25 protein-coding genes and 1 tRNA gene are annotated in these 25,504 nt (G+C 42.7%); 20 read left to right on the top strand and 6 right to left on the bottom strand.

Annotated features, from left to right (window positions below):
• Nucleotides 1-80 precede the first annotated feature (80 nt).
• The 10 genes from trpE (at nt 81) to LCM20_RS14740 (ending at nt 9,550) form a co-directional block, all read left to right on the top strand.
• Nucleotides 81-1,583 (top strand): anthranilate synthase component I, encoded by a 1,503-nt coding sequence (gene trpE, locus LCM20_RS14780; RefSeq protein WP_225196255.1) that lies wholly within the window; start codon nt 81-83, stop codon nt 1,581-1,583.
• A complete protein-coding gene (trpD, locus tag LCM20_RS14775) occupies nt 1,580-2,602 on the top strand; it encodes an anthranilate phosphoribosyltransferase (protein WP_225196254.1) in 1,023 nt (340 codons plus the stop codon). Before trpE ends, trpD begins: the two co-directional genes overlap by 4 nt.
• A complete protein-coding gene (gene trpC / locus LCM20_RS14770; RefSeq protein ID WP_225196253.1) occupies nt 2,595-3,359 on the top strand; it encodes an indole-3-glycerol phosphate synthase TrpC in 765 nt (254 codons plus the stop codon). The genes trpD and trpC overlap by 8 nt, the downstream gene beginning before the upstream one ends.
• The gene (locus tag LCM20_RS14765) at nt 3,356-4,012 is read left to right on the top strand and encodes a phosphoribosylanthranilate isomerase (protein WP_225196252.1); all 657 of its coding nucleotides are present in this window, start codon (nt 3,356-3,358) and stop codon (nt 4,010-4,012) included. The genes trpC and LCM20_RS14765 overlap by 4 nt, the downstream gene beginning before the upstream one ends.
• Nucleotides 3,993-5,198, top strand: coding sequence for a tryptophan synthase subunit beta (gene trpB, locus LCM20_RS14760; RefSeq protein ID WP_225196251.1), 1,206 nt, complete (start codon nt 3,993-3,995; stop codon nt 5,196-5,198). The genes LCM20_RS14765 and trpB overlap by 20 nt, the downstream gene beginning before the upstream one ends.
• Nucleotides 5,188-5,991 (top strand): tryptophan synthase subunit alpha, encoded by an 804-nt coding sequence (gene trpA / locus LCM20_RS14755; RefSeq protein WP_225196250.1) that lies wholly within the window; start codon nt 5,188-5,190, stop codon nt 5,989-5,991. The genes trpB and trpA overlap by 11 nt, the downstream gene beginning before the upstream one ends.
• Before the next feature lie 24 nt (nt 5,992-6,015).
• Nucleotides 6,016-6,597, top strand: coding sequence for an anthranilate synthase component II (locus LCM20_RS14750; protein WP_225196249.1), 582 nt, complete (start codon nt 6,016-6,018; stop codon nt 6,595-6,597).
• A 358-nt stretch (nt 6,598-6,955) separates the two neighbouring features.
• Nucleotides 6,956-7,561: a sodium:solute symporter family transporter gene (locus LCM20_RS20210; RefSeq protein WP_318247318.1), complete on the top strand. Its 606-nt coding sequence runs from the start codon at nt 6,956-6,958 to the stop codon at nt 7,559-7,561.
• Nucleotides 7,446-8,342, top strand: a complete 897-nt coding sequence (locus LCM20_RS20205) for a sodium:solute symporter family protein (protein ID WP_318247317.1) — start codon at nt 7,446-7,448, stop codon at nt 8,340-8,342. Before LCM20_RS20210 ends, LCM20_RS20205 begins: the two co-directional genes overlap by 116 nt.
• Nucleotides 8,343-8,641: 299 nt before the next feature.
• A complete protein-coding gene (locus LCM20_RS14740; RefSeq protein ID WP_225196248.1) occupies nt 8,642-9,550 on the top strand; it encodes a tyrosine-type recombinase/integrase in 909 nt (302 codons plus the stop codon).
• A 28-nt stretch (nt 9,551-9,578) separates the two neighbouring features.
• Here LCM20_RS14740 and LCM20_RS14735 read toward each other — a convergent pair whose 3' ends face one another.
• From LCM20_RS14735 to LCM20_RS14725, 3 genes are read right to left on the bottom strand one after another with little or no spacing between them, the layout of a single operon-like run.
• Nucleotides 9,579-10,646, bottom strand: a complete 1,068-nt coding sequence (locus tag LCM20_RS14735; RefSeq protein ID WP_225196247.1) for a hypothetical protein — start codon at nt 10,644-10,646, stop codon at nt 9,579-9,581.
• Nucleotides 10,636-12,024 carry a hypothetical protein gene (locus tag LCM20_RS14730; RefSeq protein ID WP_225196246.1) on the bottom strand — a complete coding sequence of 463 codons (1,389 nt, stop codon included), beginning with the start codon at nt 12,022-12,024 and terminating at the stop codon, nt 10,636-10,638. Before LCM20_RS14730 ends, LCM20_RS14735 begins: the two co-directional genes overlap by 11 nt.
• On the bottom strand, nt 12,017-12,490 hold the full coding sequence (locus tag LCM20_RS14725) for a hypothetical protein (RefSeq protein WP_225196245.1): 474 nt from the start codon (nt 12,488-12,490) through the stop codon (nt 12,017-12,019). Before LCM20_RS14725 ends, LCM20_RS14730 begins: the two co-directional genes overlap by 8 nt.
• A gap of 366 nt (nt 12,491-12,856) precedes the next feature.
• Between LCM20_RS14725 and LCM20_RS14720 the strand changes: the two genes are divergently transcribed.
• The 10 genes from LCM20_RS14720 (at nt 12,857) to LCM20_RS14675 (ending at nt 23,425) form a co-directional block, all read left to right on the top strand.
• Nucleotides 12,857-14,176, top strand: a complete 1,320-nt coding sequence (locus LCM20_RS14720; RefSeq protein ID WP_225196244.1) for a hypothetical protein — start codon at nt 12,857-12,859, stop codon at nt 14,174-14,176.
• 386 nt (nt 14,177-14,562) lie between these two features.
• On the top strand, nt 14,563-16,869 hold the full coding sequence (locus LCM20_RS14715; RefSeq protein ID WP_225196243.1) for a hypothetical protein: 2,307 nt from the start codon (nt 14,563-14,565) through the stop codon (nt 16,867-16,869).
• A gap of 71 nt (nt 16,870-16,940) precedes the next feature.
• Nucleotides 16,941-17,192, top strand: a complete 252-nt coding sequence (locus tag LCM20_RS14710; RefSeq protein WP_225196242.1) for a restriction endonuclease — start codon at nt 16,941-16,943, stop codon at nt 17,190-17,192.
• 198 nt (nt 17,193-17,390) lie between these two features.
• Nucleotides 17,391-17,463 (top strand) — tRNA-Ala (locus tag LCM20_RS14705).
• A 130-nt stretch (nt 17,464-17,593) separates the two neighbouring features.
• Entirely contained in the window at nt 17,594-17,872 is a 279-nt protein-coding gene (locus LCM20_RS14700) for an ArsR/SmtB family transcription factor (protein ID WP_225196492.1), read from the top strand.
• A 26-nt stretch (nt 17,873-17,898) separates the two neighbouring features.
• Nucleotides 17,899-18,282 (top strand): VOC family protein, encoded by a 384-nt coding sequence (locus tag LCM20_RS14695; protein WP_225196241.1) that lies wholly within the window; start codon nt 17,899-17,901, stop codon nt 18,280-18,282.
• A 15-nt stretch (nt 18,283-18,297) separates the two neighbouring features.
• Nucleotides 18,298-18,855, top strand: coding sequence for a hypothetical protein (locus tag LCM20_RS14690; protein WP_225196240.1), 558 nt, complete (start codon nt 18,298-18,300; stop codon nt 18,853-18,855).
• Nucleotides 18,856-19,085: 230 nt separating this feature from the next.
• Nucleotides 19,086-21,794: a pullulanase gene (locus LCM20_RS14685; protein ID WP_225196491.1), complete on the top strand. Its 2,709-nt coding sequence runs from the start codon at nt 19,086-19,088 to the stop codon at nt 21,792-21,794.
• A gap of 140 nt (nt 21,795-21,934) precedes the next feature.
• Nucleotides 21,935-23,191, top strand: coding sequence for an OFA family MFS transporter (locus LCM20_RS14680; protein WP_225196239.1), 1,257 nt, complete (start codon nt 21,935-21,937; stop codon nt 23,189-23,191).
• A 63-nt stretch (nt 23,192-23,254) separates the two neighbouring features.
• Nucleotides 23,255-23,425, top strand: coding sequence for a YqaE/Pmp3 family membrane protein (locus tag LCM20_RS14675; RefSeq protein WP_225196238.1), 171 nt, complete (start codon nt 23,255-23,257; stop codon nt 23,423-23,425).
• Between the two features lie 24 nt (nt 23,426-23,449).
• Here LCM20_RS14675 and queE read toward each other — a convergent pair whose 3' ends face one another.
• The 3 genes from queE to queC are packed head-to-tail and all read right to left on the bottom strand — an operon-like array spanning nt 23,450 to nt 25,303.
• Entirely contained in the window at nt 23,450-24,178 is a 729-nt protein-coding gene (gene queE, locus LCM20_RS14670; RefSeq protein WP_225196237.1) for a 7-carboxy-7-deazaguanine synthase QueE, read from the bottom strand.
• Complete coding sequence (gene queD / locus LCM20_RS14665; protein ID WP_225196236.1) at nt 24,171-24,638, bottom strand: 6-carboxytetrahydropterin synthase QueD; 468 nt, start codon at nt 24,636-24,638, stop codon at nt 24,171-24,173. Before queD ends, queE begins: the two co-directional genes overlap by 8 nt.
• Nucleotides 24,638-25,303, bottom strand: a complete 666-nt coding sequence (queC, locus tag LCM20_RS14660) for a 7-cyano-7-deazaguanine synthase QueC (RefSeq protein ID WP_225196235.1) — start codon at nt 25,301-25,303, stop codon at nt 24,638-24,640. The genes queD and queC overlap by 1 nt, the downstream gene beginning before the upstream one ends.
• Nucleotides 25,304-25,504 lie beyond the last annotated feature (201 nt).

The raw sequence follows: 25,504 nt of genomic DNA, 5'->3' as shown, positions 1-25,504 counted from the left end.
TGGCCGTATTAACCGTATCATCCACACCTTTTATACCCTCTGGCGCCTCATTCTCCATAACACAATGGAGAGGTGAGCACATGACCACATTTGAAACCTTTAAGAAAGATGCCCTTGAGCATCAAACCATCCCTTTTATCAAATCTTTTTATACCGATACATTGACGCCGATTCATATGTTTCATGCTTTAAAGGATGAAGCCGTCTATATGCTTGAAAGTCAGGACCCTGAGTCTCCTTGGTCCAATTATTCCTTCATAGGATTGAACCCGATGCTTGAGATCAAGGAAGCGGAATCTTCTTTTGTCATCCACGACTTTCAGGAAGAGACAGACCGTTCGTCCCCTTCTTTCAGGCAGGCATTCGAATCGGTTGTGGAACAGCTGAATGTGAAACAGCCCGACCTTCCTTTACCGTTTAAAGGAGGCGGGGTCGGCTATATCAGCTATGATGCCATTTCAGATTTCGAACCCGTTCCGAGACCCGAAAGCGACCCGATGGATCTCGCAAACTATCATTTACTGTTTTGCCAGACTCTGATTGTTTTCCATCACAAAACGAAAGAGACGACGATTATCGATTATGCAAGAGTTCAAGGAGATACCGAATCGGCCTACCGTGAGTCCAAGGACCGTGTGAAGCATGTGGAAAGTCGTTTTCGTTCCCATTCGCCGCTTCCTGATCTCATGCTTACAGACGATCAACCTGTCGATCAGGCGGTCACATTCACAAGCAATTACGAGCGGGAGAAGTTCAAGGAGGATGTAGAGAGGATCAAGGAGTATATCCGGTCCGGAGATGTCTTCCAAACCGTCCTCTCACAACGGTTCCATACGAAAACGAAACGAACGGGCTTTGAACTATACCGGGTTCTGCGGAATGTGAATCCATCCCCGTACATGTTCTATCTGACGTTCGGCCAACTCGAAGTCATCGGTAGCTCTCCTGAGCGGCTGTTGGAGGTCCAGGACAACCGACTGGAGATCCACCCCATTGCCGGCACAAGGAAACGTGGAGTAACTGAAGAGGAGGACAATGCCCTCGCTGAGGAACTTCTATCTGATGAAAAAGAAAAAGCGGAGCACCGTATGCTGGTGGATTTAGCCCGGAATGATATCGGCCGAGTCAGTGAGTTCGGGAGTGTAGCAGTTCCTGAATATATGACGATCGGAAGGTTCTCGAAGGTCATGCACATCATCAGCAAGGTGACCGGCAGGCTTCGTGAAAATATCTCACCCATTGACGCGATGATTTCCGCCTTCCCGGCAGGTACATTATCCGGTGCACCTAAAGTACGGGCGATGCAGATCTTGAGAGAACTCGAACCGACGGCACGGAACCTATATGGAGGCGGGATACTATACTTAGGTTTTGATGGAAACATCGATTCCTGCATTACGATCCGCACGATGACAAAGCTTGATGAGGATGTCTACATTCAAGCGGGAGCAGGCGTCGTGGCGGACTCGGACCCAGAAGCGGAGTATGAGGAAACATTGAATAAGGCGAGTGCCTTAAAGCAGACGATCGAACTAGCTGAGCAGATTTTTGAGACGAGACGAGAAGGAGTGGAGACGAAATGAAACAAGTGTTAAGTCGAGTGGTAGCAGGAGAATCGTTGAACGAAGCAGAGGCTTTTCAAGTGATGAATGCCATTATGAATGGCGAGGTCAGTCAAGGCCAGCTGATGAGCTTCTTGAGCGTCCTGAGACACCGCGGGGAAACCGTAGACGAGATGGCCGGGTTTGTGCGTGCCATGCGTGAGAATATGACAAAGCTTCCTATTGAAGATGACGGCGTCGTAGATACATGTGGAACAGGCGGAGATGGCGTTTCGACGTTCAACGTCTCGACTGCGGTTTCCATCGTACTTGCTGCCATGGGCGTGAAGGTAGCTAAGCATGGCAACCGGAAAGTTTCGTCCACGAGCGGAAGTGCCGACGTACTGGAAGCGCTCGGAATCCCGATCGACACGACACCAGAAGAAGGAGCGAGAGCGTTAAATGAAAAGGGGATGACCTTCATGTTCGCTCCTCTGTACCATCAGGCGATGAAGCACGCAGGTCCAGCTCGGCAGGAGCTCGGTTTTCGTACCGTGTTCAACCTGCTCGGACCTATGTCCAACCCAGCCAATGCGAAGCGTCAGCTGATCGGCATTTACGATACGGCTCACGGTGAGAAGATGGCAGAAGCGTTGGATCAGTTAGGGTCCAAGCACGTCCTGCTCGCAACAGGAAGCGACGGAATGGATGAGATTACGATTACAGGCGAAACAGACATTGTCGAGTTGAAAGACGGAACGATCTCCAGGTTCACCATTTCACCGGAACAGTTCGGCTTGAAGCGTGGGAAACTTGAAGACATTCAAATCGAAACGAAAGAAGAGAGTGCAAGCATCATTTCGCAGGTCATGAACGGTACCGCGAATGAAAGTGCGATGACGATTGTAACCCTGAACGCTGCTGCAGGTCTTTATGTAGCCGGAAAGGTACAGGATTTACAGGAAGGCGTAAACTCCGTGCAGCAGAAGATTATGGACGGCACAGTGAAACGCTATTTAGATTCGATTGTAGTTGAAAAGGAGAGACGTCAGTATGCTTGATACGATTTTAGCTGTGAAAGAAGAAGAACTGAAAAAACTTTACCTTCCGGAAGAACAGGATGTTCCGAGGGTTTCTTTATACAAAGCGCTCGATGAATCCCCTTTTTCGGCGGGATTGATTGCAGAAGTGAAGAAAGCTTCTCCATCGAAAGGGATCATCCGGGAAGATTTCAACCCGGTCAAGATTGCGCGCGATTATGAGAAAGGAGGCACACAGGCGATTTCTGTACTCACGGACCATCAGTTTTTCCAGGGGCATCGTGATTTCCTGACAGATATCAAAAAGGTAGTGAATGTGCCTGTATTGCGTAAAGACTTCATTATTGATGAGGCACAGGTGGTCGAGAGTGCTTTGATCGGAGCGGACGCCATCTTGCTGATTGGCGAAGCCCTTGAACCAGAGAAGCTGCATGACTTGTACGAAAAAGCTTATGAACTGGGGCTGGAAGTACTTGTCGAAGTGCACGGCGAAGAAACATTGGAAAAGGTGCTCGCTCAGTTCACACCTAAAATCCTCGGGATCAACAACCGAAACCTGCATACATTCGAAACGAAGCTCTCTCAAACAGAGCGTATGGCTTCGCTTGCGCCGAAGGAGTCCCTGCTCGTATCGGAAAGCGGCATTTTTACGAATGAAGACGTGGAGAAGGTAGCGGGGTATGGTGCTAAAGGTGTACTAGTCGGAGAATCGCTGATGCGTCAGCAGAACGTCGAACAAGCTGTTCAGCAATTGATGAGGGGAGTGAACGTCAAATGAAGGAACCGATCGTGAAATTATGCGGAAATCGATCTCTATCAGACCTTTCCAAAACATCGTCCTCGAAAGCAACCCATCTCGGTTTCATTTTTGTGAAGCGAACGAAGAGATATGTCAGACCCGAACAAGTCGGTCGTTGGTTGAAAGAAGTGAGACCGGGACAGAAATTGGTTGGTGTGTTCGTTGATCCGACCATTTCAGAGATTGATGAAGTACTCCGCTTCGTACCGCTGGATGTCATTCAGCTTCATGGGAGTGAAACGGTCGGCACGCTGCTGAGTGTAAAAGAAGCGACAGGGCTGCCGGTATGGAAAGTCATCCATCATCAACAGGACGGGGAGAAGCAGATGGAGATCTTCCAGGGCGTCGCCGATGGCTATGTCATCGACTCAAGAGTGAAAGGTGCCCACGGTGGAACAGGAGTCCGGTTTGACTGGGAGGCGATTCCCGGGTACAAGACGATGGCGGCTGATCAAGGCGTTCCTTTCCTCATTGCAGGAGGCGTGAACCCGGATAACGTCGGGGAGTTGCTCGAATTCGAACCAGACGGCATTGATTTATCAAGCGGCAGTGAAACGAATGAACAAAAGGATATTGGTAAGATTCAAAGAATCATGAAGGAGGTCGAACGCAATGTTACAAGTATTTCCTGATGTAAGAGGAAGGTTCGGAGATTTTGGTGGAAAGTATGTCCCAGAAACGCTGATGGGACCACTTCAAGAGCTCGAGGATGCCTTAGATGAAGCCATGAACGATGAAGCGTTCTTAGATGAATATCATCACGTCCTTCAGGAATACGCAGGACGCCCAACGGCGCTTACGTACGGTGATAAGATCACGAAGGAACTTGGTGGAGCGAAGATTTATTTGAAGCGGGAAGACTTGAACCATACCGGAGCCCACAAACTGAACAATGCCATCGGTCAAGCGCTGTTGGCGAAGCGTATGGGGAAAAAGAAGATCATTGCTGAAACAGGTGCTGGACAGCACGGTGTAGCTTCGGCGACCGTTGCGGCTAAATTCGGCCTCGAATGTAAAGTGTTTATGGGCGAGGAGGACATACGCCGCCAGGAATTGAACGTCTTCCGTATGAAGCTTCTCGGAGCAGAGGTCATCTCCGTATCGAGCGGGAACGGGACGCTTAAGGATGCAACGAACGAAGCGATTCGCTATTGGGTGGCCAACTGTGAAGATCACTTCTATTTGATCGGGTCCGTTGTCGGCCCTCATCCCTATCCACGTATGGTCCGTAACTTCCAGCGTGTGATCGGAGATGAATCCCGCGAACAGTTCCAAGCGGTCGAACCCGTCTTACCTGACCGGATCTATGCGTGCGTCGGTGGTGGAAGTAACGCGATGGGAATGTTCTACCCATTTCTTGAGGATGACGTGGAGCTCGTCGGAGTAGAAGCGGCAGGAAAAGGTACCGATACACCTGAGCACGCGGCTACACTGACGAAAGGGACACCAGGCGTCATTCATGGATCCCTGACGTATTTGATGCAGGATGAGAACGGGCAGATTACAGAACCTTATTCCATCTCTGCGGGTCTAGACTATCCCGGTATCGGACCGGAACACGCGCACCTTTTCAAGTCCAAGCGCGTCCGCTATGAAGCGATTACCGATCAGGAAGCACTGGACGCCCTGAAGCTGTTAACGGAAACAGAGGGCATCATCCCTGCGATCGAAACGGCCCATGCTTTAGCGCAGGCCTTTAAAGAAGCCGGAAGCATGTCAGAGGCTCAAACGATTTTGATAAACGTATCGGGTCGAGGGGACAAAGATATGGCGACTCTGATGGATCACTTCAAAGAGGAGGTCGACCATGCTCACTAAGACCGCATTTCAAGGAAAATTAACAAAAACGGAAAATTTGTTCATTCCATTCGTCGTAGCAGGAGATCCGAGCCCTGAACTGACGATTGAATACGCGTTAAGACTACAGGAACAGGGGGCCGATATCTTGGAGCTCGGCGTGCCGTATTCGGATCCACTTGCAGACGGTCCTACGATTCAACGGGCTGCCAAGCGAGCTCTGAATGCGGGCATGAGCTTGAGAAAAGCCATCCGTCTTGTCCCGGAACTGCGCAAGCACGGTCTGGAGATTCCGGTTGTTATTTTCACCTATTACAATCCCGTGTTACAAGTTGGACATGAAGATTTCTTTGAGCTGTTGGAGGAGAATGGCGTGGAAGGTGTACTAATCCCAGACTTGCCGTTTGAGGAAAGCGAAGAGGTTCGTACGCTCGCTGAAGAGAAGTCGATCGAGTTCATTTCATTAGTCGCTCCGAACTCGGATCAGCGAATCAAACAGATTGCGGAGAATGCTAAAGGCTTTCTCTATTGTGTCTCTACTCTCGGTGTTACGGGAGAACGGAACGAGATGAGCAAAGAGGCGTTTGACTTTATCGAGCGGGTGAGAGAGCACAGTTCGGTGCCGGTCGCCGTTGGATTCGGAATTTCGAACTATGAACACGTGAAGCTTGTGAATGAGTACGCAGACGGCGTAATCATCGGGAGTAAAATCATTCGTGTCATTGAAGCAGGAATAGAGAAAGTAGAGCAAGGGAGAAGAGAAGAGGCCCTTCAGGACTTTTCACAGGAAATTGAAAAACTGATCAAGGGGTAAGGAGAAGAGAGGAGCTGAGCCGAGTTGATTTATATGATCGATCATTACGATAGTTTCACGTACAATCTTGTTCAATACCTTGGCGAGTTGGGAGAAGAAGTGATTGTCAGAAGAAATGATGGGATCGATTTTGAGGAGCTTGAGGAGTTGGATCCTGATTTGATCTTCCTTTCACCAGGACCATGTTCCCCGGATGAGACAGGAGATACGCTGCGCGTCATTGAACAATTCAAGGAGCGGAAGCCGATCTTCGGAGTCTGCCTTGGGCACCAGGCAATTGCTCAAGTGTTCGGTGGCAAGGTAGTCCGTGCAGAAAAGCTGATGCACGGCAAAACGTCGAACGTCTTCCACGATTCAAGAGGCATTTTCGAAGGGGTGTCCAATCCGATGGAAGCGATGCGCTATCATTCACTCATTGTTGATTTGGAGGGACTACCTGAGTGCTTTGAAGTGTCAGCGGCAACCGTCGATGGGGAAGTGATGGCAATCCGGCACCTGGACCTGCCGATTGAAGGCGTTCAGTTCCACCCTGAATCGATCGGAACAAATGATGGAAAGCAACTTGTACGCAATATCATTCATAATCGTATGAAAACGATGATTTAAAGGAAAGGGTGGATGCTTCATAAGGAGCATCCACCCTTTTTATTTGTAGGACTTTAGATGTATTTTTGCAGACTATTCTTACCCTGCGAACGCTTTTTTTCACGGAAAGTTCTAAAAATAAACGCAATTTCTGAATCGAGTGAAGCGATAGGGATGAGCGGTCGTGGAAAAAATATACTTATAGAGAAATGGCATTCCATTTCCTTCGAAAAACCTGCTTTGATGCGGTTTTTACAAGATTTGAATTTGTGTTACGGTAGGTAGCGTCGCAAATGAGAGCGATTTATCACATCGGCCGGTTGATAAGAATACTCATCAAGATCACTATTACAACAATCTAGGAGATGATGGATAAGTCATGGAATTGACACAGGATCCAACGCTGTTATGGTTCATAGCTATTTATGGAGTCATAATGGTTGGTATCGGAATATTTATGTCGAAGAAAGTAGCGGGTAGTGAAGACTTCGTACTCGCTGGAAAAAGTCTGGGCCCCTTCGTACTTATGGGTACATTGTTAGCAACATGGACAGGTAGTGGAAGTATATCTGGTGGGGAAACGTCAATGGCGTTCAGCTATGGAATTCTTCCATCCTTGATGATGATGCTCCCAACGTTAGTCGGAATACTTATATTATATGTAGTAGCTCCTAAAATCCGTGAGTATGGCAAGTTCACTGTATCAGGGATCTTAGAAGCGAAATACGGACGAGCATCCCGGAACATTGCGAGTGTTATTATCATCCTTGCCTACGTCGGCATTGTATCTTATCAGATGAAAGGCTTCGGATTCATATTAAATCTTACGACGGGAATGAGCGTGCAGTCCGCCGATCATTTTCCTTGCGATGATCGGCGGACTGCGCTCTGTATCCCAAACCGATGCAATCAGTGGCTTTTTGATGGTCGGTGGACTCATTATTACAGTACCTACGATTATTGCCGTAGCAGGTGGCTGGGGTGAGATCGTTGCGAACGTACCAGAATCACACATGAGCGCAACAGGCGGTCTGACAACCATCCAAATGATTGGTTATTTACTTCCGTCTCTGTTCTTACTGCTCGGTGACCAGAACATGTACCAGCGTCTGGCGTCCTCTAAAGGGAACAAATCAGCCAAGCGTGCCCAAATGGGATGGTTGATCGCGATGCTGTTCATCTCACCATCGATTTCAGTCATTGCCTTTGCATCCCGTTCACTATTCCCGGATATCGATCCAGGAATGGCATTGATGGCGACAACGGTTGCGATGCCTGTCGCAGTCGGAGGTATTCTTCTGGCAGCTGCCGCATCCTTTATCATTACAACAGGGAACTCGTACCTGCTGTCAGCAGCTACGAACCTGACCTACGACTTGTATGGTAAATATGTGAACCAGGAAGCTTCAGATAAAAAACTCCTGACGATGACTCGAATCTTCATCGTTGGATTAGGATTATTTGCATTTGTCATCATCAGCTACTTCCCAACTGTGTTAAGTGTACAAATGTATGCCTACACCGTTTACGGAGCAGGATTGACACCAGCTGTTCTCGCTGTATTCTTCTGGAAACGCGTGAATGCAATCGGAGGAGTATCTTCCATGATTGCTGGTGTCGTTGCGACATTGACGTGGGAAGTGTTGTTACAAAAACCGTTTGAAGTCAATAGTGTTGTCGTAGCCGTACCGGTTGCTGTCATCGTATTGATTGTCGGAACGCTGCTGACAACGAATTCAAACCAACAAAAACGTGAAGTGGCATAGAAGGCTTGATGATTGTCATCCCCCTCGGTAGTAGAGGGGGATTATTATTTTTTGAAAATAGAGAAAGAAGGGCTTGAAATGGAAGAGGAGATTCGTATATAATAGATTTTGTCGGAAATAACAAAATACGGGGCATTAGCTCAGCTGGGAGAGCGCTACACTGGCAGTGAGCGAGCTGCACGGTCGACCTCCTAATGCTGCTGCGTAAGCATTTAGCCCTTTTATTGTACAATAGTCATTTCAAGACCATATATCGAGATAGTTGACCTTCTTACACAAATACGTAAGGAGGATTTTTTATGTTAATTGAAATGAGTTTCAAAGAGCTTATTGCAGAGAAAAGGTTTCAAGGGTTAACCGAGAACAGTGTCAGGTCATATGAGAACTTGTTCAGACACTTTGGGAGATGGCTTCAAGAGAATGATATCGAACATACACAAGACCTAACATCACAGACCATCAAAGCTTATCTGCTTCATTGTAAGGAGAACGGAAACAAGCCCAAAACCTTTAACAGTAAGCTTAAGCTTATTAGAGCGTGGGTGCGTTGGATGTTAGATGAAGAGATTATAGAAAAGGATATCTGCAAGAACATCAAGCTAGTTAGAGAAGATGACTCACCTAAGATTGTACGTGAAGAAGACATACAATTAGCTCTTAGACATCTGAGAAGAATGAAGAGGCGAGAGGACAGTCTCTACTCAATCCGCAACCATGCTATCATGATTACGCTTATTGGAACGGGGCTTAGAGTAACTGAGTTAGTCAGCCTAGATTGGAATGACATCGACTTCAATGACTGGTTAATCACCATACAAAAAAGTAAGAGTAGGAGAAGCGGTTCTGTCCCCCTTTCAGAGGCTCTTGCGAAAGAATTAAAAGTATATAAGAGTTATGTAGACAATCGCTTTAAAGATATGCCAGAAGCGGTATTTGTCAACAACGAAGGAGAGCGGCTAACAAAGAATGGTGTTCAGCTATTTATTAAACGCCTGAAGAAAGAATTAGGCATAAAGGGGACATTTTCACCACATGCTATGAGAAATGTCTTTATTAAGAGATTATTATTGAACAAGGCGAATTTGAGAGAGATACAGTTATTAGCAAGACATTCTAAGATTGAAGTTACAAGGCAGTATATCGGCTACTTTCAGCATGAGTTAAAAGAGGTGCTAGATGAACATGACCCATTAAAAGGACTGCTTTAGGATAAAATCACCCTTAAGAGGGGTGATTTTATCTATCCAGTTTCCAACTGAATCTAATTGGTCTAATAGAGGGGATGATTATTAGATAAACAATAAATATAACCAGTATTGTCGTTAGAACAATAGAGGTAATCTTTAACCATTCACTTACATCTATAGTGAATATGATTAAATTTGCTGGGGTTAGAAGCAGTGTGAAAATATTTAGACCTAATTTAAAGCTATTGTTAGTATCTCTGAGAGCATTAGTTTCACTTATCATTTTTATCTTTCTATACTCACTTACTTTCTGATAAAGTTTGTCATGCAATGTGTTTAAGACAATAATGATGTCTTTAGGATAATTAATCTTATTCATTGTAACGGATAAACAAGAGATACTAGCGTTACTTCTAACTATGAGAAGCGCTTTACTATGAATAAATACTTTAAAAGCTTCGAAATTATCTACTCTTAGAAATTTTTTTACTAGCTGATAATCTTCAAAATCTGGTTCTTGCAGTTGAACGTGTTCTTTATCTCTGAAGTAGCCTTTAATGCTTGTGTTATATATTTCAATAATTACGTCTACTGGGAGACTTTCTAAGAATTTGAAAGAATAGAGGTGATTATAAGCTAAAGACTCAAACTCATTACTCAGATAACTAGAAAGCATTCTTAGTATGTTTGCATCATTAACTATGTCTAACCAATATAAATAAAAGTTCACATTAAACCTATTACAAAAGTTAATTGTTTTTTCTGCTGTATTAGGTTTAAGAGGGTTGAAATTTATCAAAAAATGAATTTCAGAATCATCATCGTCTTTTGCAAATACAATGTATTCGTTTTGAAGTCGAGCAGTATAACCAATTTCTTTTGTATGAAATTGCAAGTTTAACTCCTCTAAGAATACCTCAATCATCTTATATGGATATACTTCAATAGTGTTTGTTCTTTTCAAGCATATTCCGTCATTCACTAGCTCATTTAGGTAAGTCATATCCTGTTCTGGGAAGTTCTTCAGAAAATTTTCAATGCCAAAAAATACTTTTTTACTAGCATGCACCTTATATGTGGTGAGAATTTCCGTAAATAGTTCATATTTACGCCCCAATATCACTTTTAATCATTCCTGCACTTTTTATTTTTGTATCCAAACTTGCAAGACAATCTCTAACACTATTCTCGAAATAAACCTCACACTCACCAATGATGTTTTTTAAGATAGTATAAATTTCAGTAATAGAGAGATTGAAAATCTTCTCAAAGAATTGCTCTGTATATGTGTTAAATGCAAGTTCACCACTATATTCTGAAGTACCCTCAAAATTGATATTATTGATTAAACAATAATAGAAAGTATTTTCAATAAGTGTTAGAAAAATAATCTTGTCATCTGGAACTATTGACTCTAAAGTGTCTTTGACATCGGAATAGCTTTTTTTAAGAGTTAGTTTTGTTAATGCCTCTGTTGAAGTGTATCTATCTCTTGCGTTTGCAAGGATTTGTTTTTCATAATTTAATGTTAAATAATCAAATTGTAAAAGTTTGGTTAATTCATAGATGAAATCGTCAATATCATGAGGTTCAAGTGTCTTTACTCTAGATACAATTTTACCTTCTTGACCATCAATCATTAGTGACTTATTAGAATGTTTTGATAAGATTACCTTTATGTGAGAGATGTCATATTTTTGATAAAGTTCTCGTACTTCGTCTTGTTCCATGGTTTCTCGAAAATCTGTAGGGTTCATTATATCTACTCCAACAGTTAGGCGTCCTTCGATTTGAAAGGTTAATCGCGAAGGGATAGATTTATCAACTAACAAAATACTTCTTAGAGAATGGTCCTGTAGAGGTGTTGGTTCGTAATTGCCCGAGTTCCTTAACGTACACTTTAAAACCGAATTAATGAACTGACTTTTTTGCTTGGCAGTGTGTGTGTAATCTGAATAATTTGTCACTAAAGCAATATAACATTCTGGGTAAACTCTAACCTCAGTATGTAATAAACTATCATTAGTATTATCTTTATAAAAATTATTGTGAGGACTAGTGAACCTTACGTCAACTACAGTTTTCTTCTCACGGGTTGAGTGGAAGAAATATTCAATTGATAAATTATCAATATCAAAATCAAGGTGATTTTCTTTCAGGTGCTCTAGCTTGTCAATTAACTCATCGTTACTATAATAATGTCCTGTGAATTGATATAGGAGACCGTTAAAGTCCTTATTAGGTGGAGTAATCATAAAAAAGAATTCGTCTACCTTTTCGAGGAACTCTTCAAAATCATTATCATTAAGTTCACTGGATATCTTGAACAAATAGTAACCATATGCATCTACATTTGCGGGGGCTTCACTTACCCATCTCTTATCCATTGAGAACAAGAAAAGACGATATAACATTGGGTTAGGTAAAATACTTAGCTTTTCCCATAAGGTATAGTTACTATGCCTAGTGAAAAATAGCTTCTGTTCTCTACTCATCAGTAACATCTTCCCTTGTAACTGTATTTGTCATTCCGTTTACAAAATCAGTAGCTCTTTTTAAGTTGGAACTACTTGCGCTTTTTGTTAATTCATCAATAGTTTTCTGAAGCTCTTCTATTGAGGTATTTACTGAATCAGAATTACTTAATAGTTTATTGACACTTGTTATTACAATGTCTCTATTTACCCTTTTTCTACCTTGGCGTTCTAGAGCATCTATAACCTCATATGAAAATACCGATGTGATAAGCTTAAAATATTCTTGTATAGTCTCTAAACCTTTTTTTGAGAAGCTAATATTAATGCCTTCTAGCTCAGCAATTTCTTTCATTAGCATCTTAACTCTTTTTTGAACTAATAGATAAGAGGCATCTTGGCTGATTTCTTCGGTTTCGTCATTTTCCTCTGATTCATGTGCCAATTGACCATCTTCTTCTTCAAAAAGCTCTTCTTTATCATCCACAAAAAATCCCCCTTTTCCACAAATTATAACATTTACTGGTATTATTGTCCTCAATTGGTTTTTGACTACAGTACAGAATGTGAAGTAGTCTATTTGTTGGTGAAGGGGGGTCCTTTACAGTTTCAATACACTCAAGAGAGAATTGTTTCGATTGAATACTTGTAGCAAGAAACCCAATATTACAAATGCCCGATACGACATTAAGAATAGAGGCACTTTATTATGAGATTGCTGTTCAAATAACGTGGAAATTATTATTCCTATTGTCAAAAGTGTATAACAGATCTGTAGGAAAACACTACAGAAAATGAGGCGCCCAAAAATGGGGGCTATTTTTATGCTTGAAATTAGGAAGGATGAGACTGAATGAGAATTAATGTAGTAGATGCACCGTGTGGTTATGGAAAAACATCTTGGGCAATTGAGTATATGAGTGAAATGAGTATAGAGTCACACTCTTTTATTTACATCACTCCATTTTTATCTGAAATTGATAGAGTAAAAGGTGCTGTGAGGAACAGGGAGTTTTATTCGCCAGCCAACAAGAAAGGAGAAACAAAAATGGATGACCTACACAAATTGCTTGGCGAAGGTAAGGACATTTGTGCAACCCACTCTCTCTTTCAAATGGCGAATGCAGAAACGAAAGAACTGTTAAGAATAAATAACTATACTCTATTGTTAGATGAAGTAATGAACGTCATTGACCAAGTACCATTAAAGAAGGACGACATTGACTTATTAATGAATGCTAGCGTGATTGATATTAAACAAAATGACAACGGTATAGAATTCGTAGAGTGGAACAACGAAAAGAAGCATTATGATACAGAGTACAACAAAATAAAAAAGTTAGCTTTGACAGGAAACTTACTATATGTGAACAGATCTGCGTTGATGTGGCGCTTCCCTATTGAGGTATTTAAATCCTTTCACGATGTTTTTATCATGACCTATTTCTTTAAGGGGCAATTACAGAAAGCTTATTATGATTTATATGATGTTAAATACAATTATTTTTCGGTGAGGCTGACACAAGATGGATACAAGCTGGTTCCTTACGTGAGGAGAGAAAGGCAAGATAAGGAGCACTTGAGCAGCTTGGTAAATATTTATCAAGGACCATTGAACAAAGTTGGTGATAAACCTTTCTCCTTGTCGAAGAGTTGGCTTGAAAAGCAAAACAACAAAGATAAAATCTCCACACTAAGAAGAAATGTGTACAATTATTTAATGAATCAATGTAAAGCCAATTTAAGTACCACAATGTGGACTACTGTAATAGGTGGAGAGAGGGAGACCATTAAAAAGAAGGTCTCTCCAAAGAGTTACAAGAAGGCGTTTGTATCAATGACGGAACGAGCTACTAACCAATATAGAGAAAAAAAACACCTTGCTTATCTAGTAAATAGATATATGAACCCTATCCATAAAAAGTTCTTTGAACAGTATGGAGTGAGTATTGACGAGAAGACTTGGGCATTATCAGAACTTATCCAATGGGTCTGGAGAAGTCAAATCAGAGACAGAAAGCGTATAGAATTGTATATACCAAGTAAGAGAATGAGACAGTTGCTTGAAGATTATCTAACTAGTGACTCATATGAAGATGCGCCTGTTGAAGCGGAAGTGGATAATTACCCGACAGATTGGCATCTAGAGTATTTAGGCGAAGATTCTGCCTAAACATTGTATTGATTGTCTGTGTTATTAGGGGATTTGAATGGCATCTCTTAAGGATAAAAGTATTAAAATATAACGTGATTCAGAAAATTGAAAGCCTGCTTTCAATTTTAGACGAGTAGCCTGCATCGCAGGCTGCGAGGCAGGGCTGAAGTTTAATGTCTTTTTAATAATTAGTTACCACTTAGAATGCAAAATACTTGGGGGTGCTGGACCAACTTCGCAAACTGCTACGTTTCACTACGCAGTTCACGAACCTACCGCACCACCCCCAAACCCCCTCACGGTTTGGAAGTTATTTTTAATATTTTAACTTATGGATTATTTTCTTTATTAAAAGATGAAAGTATTATATAATTAATATAAATAATTATAATGGGAGGATATATATGGGTGGGGATAGATGGGTGGTTTTTGAAGAGGACTATCTAAGAGTAAATTACCTTACTGTTGATATAGATATTCTAGCTAAGACCCTTGGAAGGACCAGGAATTCAGTGATATTAAAAGCAAATAGAATGGGGTTAACAAAGACGAAAATTTGGAGTGAAGAGGATTTTGAAAAATTAGTTCATTTCATTGATTGTGGTATGAGCATTGAGGAAATTGAAAATGCATTCGAAAATAAGTTCACTAAACAGCAGATAATTTCAAAAGCACATAGTAATAGTTTAACTTTTAAAGCGTGGTCTAAAAAAGAGGACGACATTCTTATAAGTGAGTATCCTTATAGTTCAATGTCAGATTTAAAGCAAAAGCTTCCAAAACGAAGTGAGCTAGCAATTAAATCAAGAGCAAATAAGTTGCAATTGAAAAAACAATTGTCTTGGACAACTGAACAAGAAGAAGAATTTAGTTTCTTATACATTAAGAATGGAATTAAGGGGGTATTAAGTAAGTTCCCTCATATGAAAAAGGGTACTATCGTCTCAAAAGCACAGAGGCTAGGACTAAGTAGTCCTAGGAATTGGAGTACTGAAGAGCTAACAATTATTCTAGAGTCTGACAATAAGAAAACCATAAATGAATTATTGCAACTGCTTCCTAATAGAACTAAGAATAGCATCTTTTTAAAAGCTAATGAGTTAGAGGTAAGTGTAAGGAAGTCTACTCACCTACTGACTTATGAATTGGAACAAAAGTTTATACTTGATTATCCTGAGCATACAATGGATGAGATGTTAGGTTTATATCCAAATTTAAATGAACAACAAATCTTGAGATTGGGTAAAGAGCATGATTGTGAACCTCTAAAAAAAGAAAGAGCTATAGAAGCAAAATGTGTTGTATGTCAAAATACATTGCCCACAACAAACGAATTCTTTAAATTAGGTAAATCAATTCGGACTTGCAGAAGTTGCATGTCAATCAAAGAACAGACAAGAACCTACAAAGAGAGGTTCGGAATAATATTAGGTTTAGGTGGAGTAGACTCTATTGACATTATTCAGTGGTATGAGTACTTATTTACTACACCAAATGGCAAAAATTTAGGTAGACTACCACTTAAATTGTGCACAGAGGAGAATTTTAAAAAAATATGGAGATATGCTATAACTAAAAAACTAAAATATAGTACGCGTAGTGAATTACTATGCTTGAGTCAACAAGAACTTCTAGAAATTAGAGTCCCCAGTAAAAATAAAGAAGGGAGGTATTACAAGGTCATAGAAATATTAAATATGGCTTTTCCAGAACTTCAAATCCAGCCATGGGAACTAACACACAAAGAGTCAAATTACTTTGATAACAAAGGTAAAGTGTATGATGCTTTAGATTGGCTTGTAAGTAAGTACAACTTTACAATTGAAGATATCTTGAAAAATAAACTAAATAGAACATTGGTTCAAGAAGAAAGTTTACACACCTTAACAGTTGATTACCAATATTTATCTGATTTAATCAATGAACAATCCTCAAGACTAACAGAAATATATAATTTTACTGATATTTTAATCTGGTATATTTCGGAAAAATATGGTCTTACAAAATCTTATTCTGATTTCAAGCAAAAACCAAAAAAATATATGAATATTAAAGACAATGCTAATTATGAGTTGAGAAAGTTTGTGGATTCCTTGTTCGAGCAGGGGATTCTTAAAAAAAGAAGTTTCAAAAAAGACCTGAGAAGTATTTTCAACCCCACAGTCCTTTCAGAGTTAGGACAGTATCAATTAATTACAGCAGTCTCTTATCATTATAATACTGTAGTTTTTTATGAGTGGCTTAATGAGCTATTTCCTGACTGGAATTTAACCCCTAAAGATTTTAAGCAAATTATTTCATTTGATGGATTTAAACTTGATTCTCAACTGGAAGCGGACTTTTATTCTTTTGCTAAGCAAACACTGAATTTAGATATTAATATTATAGGTCGAAATAATCAGCAGTATAAATTCGAGAATACAAAAGATGATGAGAATTATATTCCAGACTTCTATGTCGAGGGTATATTTGAGCATTCTGATAAGAGTTTGTTAATCGAGTTATTTGGGATGTATAAACCTTTACAAGATATAAGAAATTCTCAAGTTCTTAGAGATTATCATCATAAAACAAGCAGGAAGAACAAATTTTTCCATAGCCTTTCTGAATTTGAGTATATTGGAGTCTTTCCTCAAGATTTAGAGAATAATTATGAAGGTTTTAAAAACAAACTCAACAATTTGGAAGCTGACAATCATTCTGTAAGTTAGTTGAATGAAAACTCAATTTTATTGATTTATATACGTGGCATTTTTATAGGAGGGTAACGATGGATGGATAAATGTTTGAGGAACTCATAGAGGTTTTATTAGGAGAGATGGGGGTTGAGGCTGAATTAACTGATAAGTCAGGTGATGGTGGAGTTGACATTATAGCAACGCCACCATCACCTGTATTTAAGGGGAAGTATTTGGTTCAGTGTAAATACTGGGAGAACCAACCCTTGCAAGAAATAACAAAAGAGAATTTGCATTACACTAGTAACCCACAATTTGAGCTTGATAAATATAGATACTTAATGAGAGGTGATTAAACCCATGATTTAAAGAAAGGTGAGTTTGAAATAGACTATAGTGCTCATAAAGAGCGTTTCACTAAGTGTATATTTTCCAGATTGTTTATTGACTTAAATGGGTGACTACATTACACTTAGTTGTGTGATAATTTATTGTGAAGTGGTCAACCGCTTTTAAATATGGTCATAGACACTGTAATGACAATAACAAAATACGGGGCATTAGCTCAGCTGGGAGAGCGCTACACTGGCAGTGTAGAGGTCAGCGGTTCGAGCCCGCTATGCTCCACTATACACAAGAAAACGGCACTGAGGTGTCGTTTTTTTTGTGTGCTTTTTTATAAATGCGCTATCATTCGATCAAACTAGAAAGCGAAGTCCACTTGACACGCAACTATATGGTTGCATATGATGAGAGTATGAAAAACGAAAATCAGGATGTATTCAAAGCCCTTGCGGATCCGAATCGAAGAATCATGTTGGATGAGCTGTTCGAACGCAAAGAAATAACACTGTATGAATTGACGGTGAGGCTGACAAGCAAGCATAATCTGACCATTTCCAGACAGGCCATTTCGAAACACCTCGCTCTCCTTGAAGCCGCAGAGCTGGTCGTGTCTGAAAAGGAGGGGAAGTACAGGAAGCTCGTCTTTAATCCTACACCCCTTGAGGACATTATGGCTAGGTGGAGGGAGTAGCACATCAAGCAAGGAGGTCCACTCGTATGAAAATCATTGTGACCAGTATTTTTGTGGAAGATCAGGATCATGCGCTTAATTTTTATTCCGAAACATTAGGCTTTGTAAAGAAGCAGGATGTCCCGCTCGGCCATCACAGGTGGATTACAGTCGCTTCGCCGGAGGAAGAAGGAGGTACGGAACTGCTTTTAGAGCCGAACGATCACCCTGCCTCTAAAGAATTTCAACAGAAGATTTTTTCTGAAGGCATCCCTGCCACGATGTTCGGAGTCGAGAACGTCTATGAAGAATACGAACGATTAACTGAAAAAGGGGTGCAGTTCACGATGAAGCCTGCGGAAATGGGCGGCGTCACGTTAGCTGTATTCGATGATACGTGCGGCAACCTTATTCAAATCACGCATCAATAAGGAGGGGGCTTTTTAATGGAACAAGCGGTTCATACTTCCTTTGAAAATCTAAGTGATCCAGACAGAAATATTCAATACGGTGCTTTTATGAAATTGTTAGAGATAACTGATGGGGAAGTGGATTGGGCCTATGACGTTTGGGATCAGCTCGTTCATGACTTATCAGAAGGGGACAATCATGATCGGTCGAGAGCGGCCCAGTTGTTATGTCGATTGTCTCAAAGTGATCCTGACAAACGGATGCTGCATGACTTTCCGAAAGTGTGGGAAGTCACGAAGGATAAGAAATTCGTGACGGCAAGACACAGTCTACAATCTATCTGGAGGATTGCCTTAGGTGGTCCAGAGCAGAAAGACATGGTCATTCGCTATTTGAAAACCCGGTTTATCGAAGCTTCGGAAGAGAAGCACTCAACCTTGATTCGTTATGATATCATAGACAGCTTACGTACACTGTACGACCGCACAGATGATGAGCAAATCAAGGAACTTGCTTTAGATTTGATTGAGAAAGAAGACGACGTGAAGTACAAGAAAAAGTACAAAACGAGATGGAAAGCTTTCTATAAGTGAACTCTTGAAAACTTCTTGCGAAATGCAGGAAGTTTTTTTTAGTCTATTGGAATTAGTTCAATATACCAATTATTGAAAAATCAGAAAATTAAACGCATAATTTCCACACTTTTATGCTAAAGTTGTAGTTGGATATTGTGGAAGCGTTTGCACAAGGTTTCTCTATTCATGAAAAAGGAAATAAAAGAAGGAGAGTGGTACATATGAGGAGGAAGAAACTTGTGGCGATTATGAGTAGTGTGGTGATGCTCGCGTCCGTTTCACCAGCGACATCGATATCACTGGAGGGACAGGCTGTCGTGCATGCTGAAACGTCTGTTGAACAACCAATTCCTGAGGATCATGTGCGTATTCATTACAAGCGTTTAGATGGAGAGTATGACGGGTGGGGACTGCATCTTTGGAACGCGAACGGAGATCATCCGGCAATCGATTTCAGCGTAGACTGGGGGGCACCTGTCTTATTTGATGAAACGAGTCCGTGGGGAGCGTACGTAGATGTACCCGTCGTCGACATTGAGCATGGACTGAATTTCATCGTGCATAAAGGCGATATGAAGGATACACCGAACGATCGCAGTTTTCCTGATTCGGGAGCCAATGAATTTTGGATTGTCCAAGGAGAAGAGGACGTTTTTCTTGAACAGCCTGAAATTGGAGTAGAAGTTACTTTTGCTGAAATGCAGACCTTAACGAAGATTGATGCCTATCTAAGCCGAGTTGAACAAGCTTCTGCTGCGGACTTTACGTTAGAAGATGAGTCTGGTGCAGCGATTCCACTTGAGGGGATCAATAGGGATGGCCAGAAAGTGGAACTTCTTCTCGGCGAATCGTTGGACATTACGAAGTCTTATACGATCACGTATAAGGGAGAGAAAGAGGAGGTTCAAGTCGACTGGTCGTTACTGGACGAGCAGTTTTCCTATGATGGGGATGACCTCGGTGCTTCTCTTCATCAAAACGGCTCTGCGTCCCTGAAGGTATGGTCCCCGACAGCGGAAAGTGTATCGGTCGTGCTTTATGACAAAGACGATCAATACCATGTGGTAAAAGAGAACATCCCGATGACCAAAGAGGCCGGGGTTTGGAGCGTTGTGCTTAATGAGGACAATACGGGGCTTCAGGACTTGAAAGGTTACTATTATCAATATGAGATTACGAATGCGGGAGAGACGAAGCTCGCACTCGATCCTTATGCCAAGTCGATGGCAGCATCAAGGGATGATGACGCCGATACCGTTGGGAAAGCGGCGATCGTAGACCCTTCCTCAATTGGACCGAAGCTTGATTTTGCGAAAATCAAAGGCTATGAAAAGAGAGAAGATGCGGTGATTTGGGAAGCGCACGTACGCGATATCACCTCTGATCCTGATCTCGAAACAGAAGCACAAGTTGGAACGTTCGACGCTTTTGGGGAAAAGCTCGATTATCTTAAAGAGCTTGGTGTGACGCATGTTCAGTTACTGCCTGTGATGAAATATTACTTCGGAAACGAGTTGGACAAGGAACTTGAACTCGAGTTTTCCTCATCTGGCAACAACTATAACTGGGGATACGACCCCCACAGTTATTTCGCCTTATCGGGGATGTATTCAGAGCGTCCGCAAGATCCGGAAGCTCGTATTGCTGAATTCAAGCAGCTCGTAAAAGAAATTCATAAACGTAAAATGGGTGTCATCCTTGATGTCGTCTATAACCACACCGCTAAAGTCAGCATACTGGAGGACCTTGTGCCGGATTATTATCACTTCATGGATGAAGAAGGCCAGACGAAAACCGGTTATGGCGGTGGAAAAGTAGGAACGACGCATGAGATGTCCCGTAAATTAATGGTCGATTCGATTAAATATTGGGTGGACGAATTCAAAGTGGACGGCTTCCGGTTTGACCTGATGGGAGACCTTGATGCGGAGAGCGTCCAACTGGCTTATAATGAAGCGAAAAAGCTGAACCCTGATATTTTGATGCTTGGAGAAGGGTGGCGGACGTTTGACGGGGATGGAAGTTCAGAAAGTGAAGTGACCCCCGCTGATCAGGACTGGATGGGAGACACGGACAGTGCAGCCGTTTTCTCTGATGAGATGCGTAATGAACTGAAATCTGGATTCGGAAGTGAAGGGGAGCCGCGTTTCATTACAGGAGGCGCTCGTAACATTGAGACCATCTTCCAGAACATCAAAGCTCAGCCCGGCAACGTTTCAGAGAATAATCCCGGTGATATCGTCCAGTATATTGCAGCCCATGATAATCTGACGCTTCACGACGTCATCGCTCACTCCATCCAGAAAGACCCTGCGCATCATGAAGAAGAGATTCAGCGCAGAATTCGAATCGGTAATTCTATGATTCTATTGAGTCAGGGCGTTTCCTTCCTCCATGCAGGACAGGAATACGGACGGACAAAGCAGTGGAAAGAAGAAGGGGAGCCCGAGGCCAAGTCAACGTACATGGTCGATGAAAATGGCGAACCATTTGAACATCCATACTTTATCCACGACTCCTACGATTCTTCAGACATCATTAACCAATTCGACTGGGATAAAGTGACGAATGAAGGGATTCAGAAAGAAACGATGGAATACACGAAAGGTCTTATTGAGCTGAAACGGTCAACCGATGCTTTTTCTCTAGGTTCAGAAGAGCTGGTCAACGAGAATGTCACGCTCATCGATGCTCCGGAAATCGATGAGGAAGATCTGTTGATTGGATATAAAAATGTCACAACAGACGGCAAGAATTCCTACTATGTATTCATCAATGCCGACAATCAGGAACGAACGCTTACTCTATCTGAATCCTTATCCAAAGGGAAAGTACTTGTCGATCGTGACAAAGCAGGTACGAAAAAAATCAAGCACCCAACTGGGGTGATGTTGAAGAAGGATAAAGTAACCCTTGCCCCACTGACAACCGTTGTCGTTAAAGTAAAGAACAAATAACAAAGCTTTAAAACGCTCTCTGAATCTTTAGAGAGCGTTTTTTATGCGGTTAAAGAGTCTATAAATCGGTTTATCGTTTATAGGATGAAAATTAAGGAAATAGAAGAAAGGTTACTTATAATGGGAAAGGTGGGAAAAGAATGGCTAAAGAAAAGGTCAAAAATCGATGGTTGATTGCATTGTCGGCAGTAGGGATTCACATCTCAATCGGCTCTGTTTATGCATGGAGTAACTTTACTACTCCATTGAGTGAAGAGTTCGGCTGGTCTTCAAGCCAGGTTCAGCTCACGTTCAGCCTTGCTATTTTGTTTCTGGGATTGTCGGCTGCGTTCTTGGGCTGGTTTGTTGAGAAATACGGGCCGAGGGTCGCGGGGATTACAGCCGCTGTCTTTTTCGGAATCGGCGTCGCAGGTTCAGGAATTGCCGTGAACGTAGGTTCTTTGTGGCTGTTGTATGTCTTTTATGGCGTTCTTGGCGGAATCGGTTTAGGGGTCGGTTACATTGCGCCTGTATCCACGCTGGTAAAATGGTTTCCGGATCGACGCGGGCTTGCTACAGGAATGGCGATTATGGGATTCGGCTTTGCAGCTGCGATTGCAAGTCCGATCATGGATTACTTAATTAGTAATGCCGGCATAGCGGCTACGTTTTACACGCTCGGCATCAGTTATTTCGTCATTATGATTTTGTCATCTCTCTATATTTCCCGTCCACCAGAAGGATGGAAGCCTGATGGCTATCAAGAGGATGAGGCAGAAGACAGCGATTCTCAGGACCTGGCGAATCTGACGGCCAAGGAATCGTTGAAAACGAAGCGGTTCTATTACTTGTGGATTATGCTGTTCATCAACGTAACGTGTGGAATTGCCGTGATCTCAGCGGCTAAACCTCTTGCTCAAGGCAGTATCGGAATGTCGGCTGCAGCCGCGGCGACACTGGTCGGTGTGATGGGGATTTTCAACGGAGCCGGTCGAATCGGCTGGGCGAGTGCATCTGACTATCTGGGACGTGGGAATACGTATGTCACCTTCTTTGTCATTCAGATCGCCTTATTTATCGTCTTACCTTTTACGTCGCTGGCCTGGATTTTTGTCGCGGCGCTGGCTGTGATTTACACCTGTTATGGAGGCGGTTTTGCCACCATCCCTGCCTTTATCGGGGACTTGTTCGGAACAAAGGAACTGGGCGCGATCCACGGATACATTTTAACAGCGTGGGCGGCAGCCGGACTTGTCGGACCGCTGTTCTCTGCATGGATGCAGGATACGACGGGAAGCTATGAAAACAGTTTGATTTACTTTGCCGGGTTGTTTGTCATCGCCCTGATTGTTTCGATTTTGACGAAGCGTGATGAGAAGCAGAAGCGTGAAAAGCTCAAACAAAGTAAGAGTGCCTAATCGTCTTGTGGTTTCGGACAAGGGCGATGGGGGAATTCTCATGATGAAGGAGGGACCATCATCATGTTATACATTCTCGTTATTTTTCTCCCGCCGCTCGCGGTGCTGTTTACGGGTAGGCCATTCACGGCCCTGCTCAATTTGTTGCTGACGCTGCTGTTTTATGTGCCTGGCGCGGTTCATGCCGCTGTTGTGGTCAAAGGTCATTATGATGCTAAAAAAAGAGGTGCCTGAATGCAGGCACCTTTTCGTGTGGATCTATACACCTCGTTTATTACCCCAAACGAGCGCATGTACTTGTGGGAGGACACGCACGCGGTTCAGTTTCTTCGAGGCAACAACTTGATCTATGAGCCATTCATACTGATCCAGTAAGTGACTGGCTAAGTTGGCCGGCTGATTTTCTTCAAGGTCATCATTTCCGACTTGCAGGAAGAAAGGGACATCCGGGTATCGTTCATGTACTTCTTCAGCGTATTGGAGGTCTGTTTCGTCAAAAATGACAACCTTTAAGCTTGTATGGCTTTGACGGCCATGATCTTTTAAGCTTGCGATGATTTCATCAAGGACAAGCCAGTTCGTTTTCATTTTAGAGCTTGGTGGCTTCGGAGAGATCGTCAAATCATCAATCTTCGTAAACCAATCCTGCCAACGGCTCCCCTGGGTTTCCAGGGCAACTTCGATTCCACGTTCGTGGAGCGGTTCAATCAGCTCATGCAGATTTTTAAGCAGGGCTGGGTTTCCGCCTGAAATGGTGACGTGGTCGAACTGTTCTCCACCGGTTTGCAGGAGGCGGTCCACGATATCACCAGCTGTTAACCGTTCAATGTCTTCTTTAGCAGAGCCGTCCCAAGTGAAGGCCGAGTCGCACCAGGCGCAGCTGTAATCACAGCCGGCTGTACGGACGAACATCGTCTTCCGACCGACGACCATTCCTTCCCCTTGAATCGTCGGACCGAAGATTTCAAGTACCGGGAATTTATTCATTCGTCATCCACTCCCGTCTCGCTTCTGCAAAGCTTGTCGGCGTCTCATACAGCTTCACAAACTCCACACGACACCCTTGAGGGTGCCCCTGCAGCGCTTCCTCCATTTTTTCGAAAATCCACACGACCATATTTTCAGCCGTTGTGTTCATGTTTGGCAGCGTATCGTTCAAATAACGGTGGTCCAAGTGAACCTCGATTTGCTCTTTCCATATTGTTTTGATATCACCGAAATCCATTACGATGCCGATCTCATCGACAAACCCACTGATGCCAAAGATGGCTTTATACGTATGCCCGTGGAGGTTTTTACACTTTCCTTCATAACAGTGAAGGTGGTGGGCGGCATCAAAGGTGAACTCCTTGCTGACCATCACGCGTTTCTGGTGATACGTCAGTTCTTCCCGTTTGATGTCTTCATCGATTTTCTGCAGGTTCTCTACGATTGTAAAGCCGAACATTACGCATTCCTCTCTTTCTTATCCAAGTAGTCATTTAAACCGTTTTGTCGCAGCTCGCAGGCCGGACATTCTCCGCAGCCATCACCGCGAACTCCGTTATAGCACGTCAGCGTCTTGTTGCGAACGTAATCAAAGGCCCCTAATTCATCGGCCATTTCCCACGTTTCCGCTTTGTCGAGCCACATGAGTGGTGTATGCACAACAAATTCGTCATCCATCGAAAGATTCAATGTGACGTTCAGTGATTTGATGAACACGTCACGGCAGTCCGGATAGCCGCTGAAGTCCGTCTCACATACGCCAGTAATGACGTGCTTGGCTCCGATTCCACGTGCCAGAATCGTTGCGAAGGATAAGAATAACAGGTTGCGTCCTGGTACGAATGTAGAAGGGAGTTCTCCGTCTTCACCGTCTTTCACTTCGATGTCATCACGCGTTAACGCATTCGGCGCCAGCTGATTCAACAAGGCCATATCCAGAACGTGGTGCTTCACCTTCTGTTCTTCTGCGATTTCTTTGGCCACTTCGATTTCTGCTTTGTGGCGCTGATCATAATCGAATGTGACGACTTCTACATGATTGAACTTCTCAAGTGCCCAGAACAGGCAGGTCGTACTATCTTGGCCGCCGCTGAATACAACGACAGCTTTCTCGTTTTTTTTCATAAAAAAATTCTCCTTCCATACTAGAAAAAGAGAATTCTACTCACCCAAAAACATAAAAAAACCATACCTAAGGCAAGGTATAGTTCCATCCTTAGTTTTTTATAGAGGGTGTAGCTAGAACCTCTCCCGCTTCGAAAAACGGACTTTTATTTAATTTCATACTTGAATAGTGTAACACGTCATGAAAGGAAAAGGAATAGG

The organism is Halobacillus litoralis, assembly GCF_020171725.1.
Classification (GTDB): Bacteria; Bacillota; Bacilli; order Bacillales; family Halobacillaceae; genus Halobacillus; species Halobacillus litoralis_F.
The sequence above is the reverse complement of the archived record's forward strand: the minus strand, read 5'-3'. Positions and strand labels throughout refer to the sequence as shown.

Excerpts from the sequence above, each read along its gene's own strand:
- trpE (WP_225196255.1), top strand. The coding sequence starts at position 81 with ATGACCACATTTGAAACCTTTAAGAAAGATGCCCTTGAGCATCAAACC.
- trpD (WP_225196254.1), top strand. The coding sequence starts at position 1,580 with ATGAAACAAGTGTTAAGTCGAGTGGTAGCAGGAGAATCGTTGAACGAA.
- trpC (WP_225196253.1), top strand. The coding sequence starts at position 2,595 with ATGCTTGATACGATTTTAGCTGTGAAAGAAGAAGAACTGAAAAAACTT.
- LCM20_RS14765 (WP_225196252.1), top strand. The coding sequence starts at position 3,356 with ATGAAGGAACCGATCGTGAAATTATGCGGAAATCGATCTCTATCAGAC.
- trpB (WP_225196251.1), top strand. The coding sequence starts at position 3,993 with ATGTTACAAGTATTTCCTGATGTAAGAGGAAGGTTCGGAGATTTTGGT.
- trpA (WP_225196250.1), top strand. The coding sequence starts at position 5,188 with ATGCTCACTAAGACCGCATTTCAAGGAAAATTAACAAAAACGGAAAAT.
- LCM20_RS20210 (WP_318247318.1), top strand. The coding sequence starts at position 6,956 with ATGGAATTGACACAGGATCCAACGCTGTTATGGTTCATAGCTATTTAT.
- LCM20_RS20205 (WP_318247317.1), top strand. The coding sequence starts at position 7,446 with ATGATCGGCGGACTGCGCTCTGTATCCCAAACCGATGCAATCAGTGGC.
- LCM20_RS14740 (WP_225196248.1), top strand. The coding sequence starts at position 8,642 with ATGTTAATTGAAATGAGTTTCAAAGAGCTTATTGCAGAGAAAAGGTTT.
- LCM20_RS14730 (WP_225196246.1), bottom strand. The coding sequence starts at position 12,024 with ATGAGTAGAGAACAGAAGCTATTTTTCACTAGGCATAGTAACTATACC.
- LCM20_RS14720 (WP_225196244.1), top strand. The coding sequence starts at position 12,857 with ATGAGAATTAATGTAGTAGATGCACCGTGTGGTTATGGAAAAACATCT.
- LCM20_RS14715 (WP_225196243.1), top strand. The coding sequence starts at position 14,563 with ATGGGTGGGGATAGATGGGTGGTTTTTGAAGAGGACTATCTAAGAGTA.
- LCM20_RS14710 (WP_225196242.1), top strand. The coding sequence starts at position 16,941 with ATGTTTGAGGAACTCATAGAGGTTTTATTAGGAGAGATGGGGGTTGAG.
- LCM20_RS14700 (WP_225196492.1), top strand. The coding sequence starts at position 17,594 with ATGAAAAACGAAAATCAGGATGTATTCAAAGCCCTTGCGGATCCGAAT.
- LCM20_RS14695 (WP_225196241.1), top strand. The coding sequence starts at position 17,899 with ATGAAAATCATTGTGACCAGTATTTTTGTGGAAGATCAGGATCATGCG.
- LCM20_RS14690 (WP_225196240.1), top strand. The coding sequence starts at position 18,298 with ATGGAACAAGCGGTTCATACTTCCTTTGAAAATCTAAGTGATCCAGAC.
- LCM20_RS14685 (WP_225196491.1), top strand. The coding sequence starts at position 19,086 with ATGAGTAGTGTGGTGATGCTCGCGTCCGTTTCACCAGCGACATCGATA.
- LCM20_RS14680 (WP_225196239.1), top strand. The coding sequence starts at position 21,935 with ATGGCTAAAGAAAAGGTCAAAAATCGATGGTTGATTGCATTGTCGGCA.
- LCM20_RS14675 (WP_225196238.1), top strand. The coding sequence starts at position 23,255 with ATGTTATACATTCTCGTTATTTTTCTCCCGCCGCTCGCGGTGCTGTTT.
- queE (WP_225196237.1), bottom strand. The coding sequence starts at position 24,178 with ATGAATAAATTCCCGGTACTTGAAATCTTCGGTCCGACGATTCAAGGG.
- queD (WP_225196236.1), bottom strand. The coding sequence starts at position 24,638 with ATGTTCGGCTTTACAATCGTAGAGAACCTGCAGAAAATCGATGAAGAC.
- queC (WP_225196235.1), bottom strand. The coding sequence starts at position 25,303 with ATGAAAAAAAACGAGAAAGCTGTCGTTGTATTCAGCGGCGGCCAAGAT.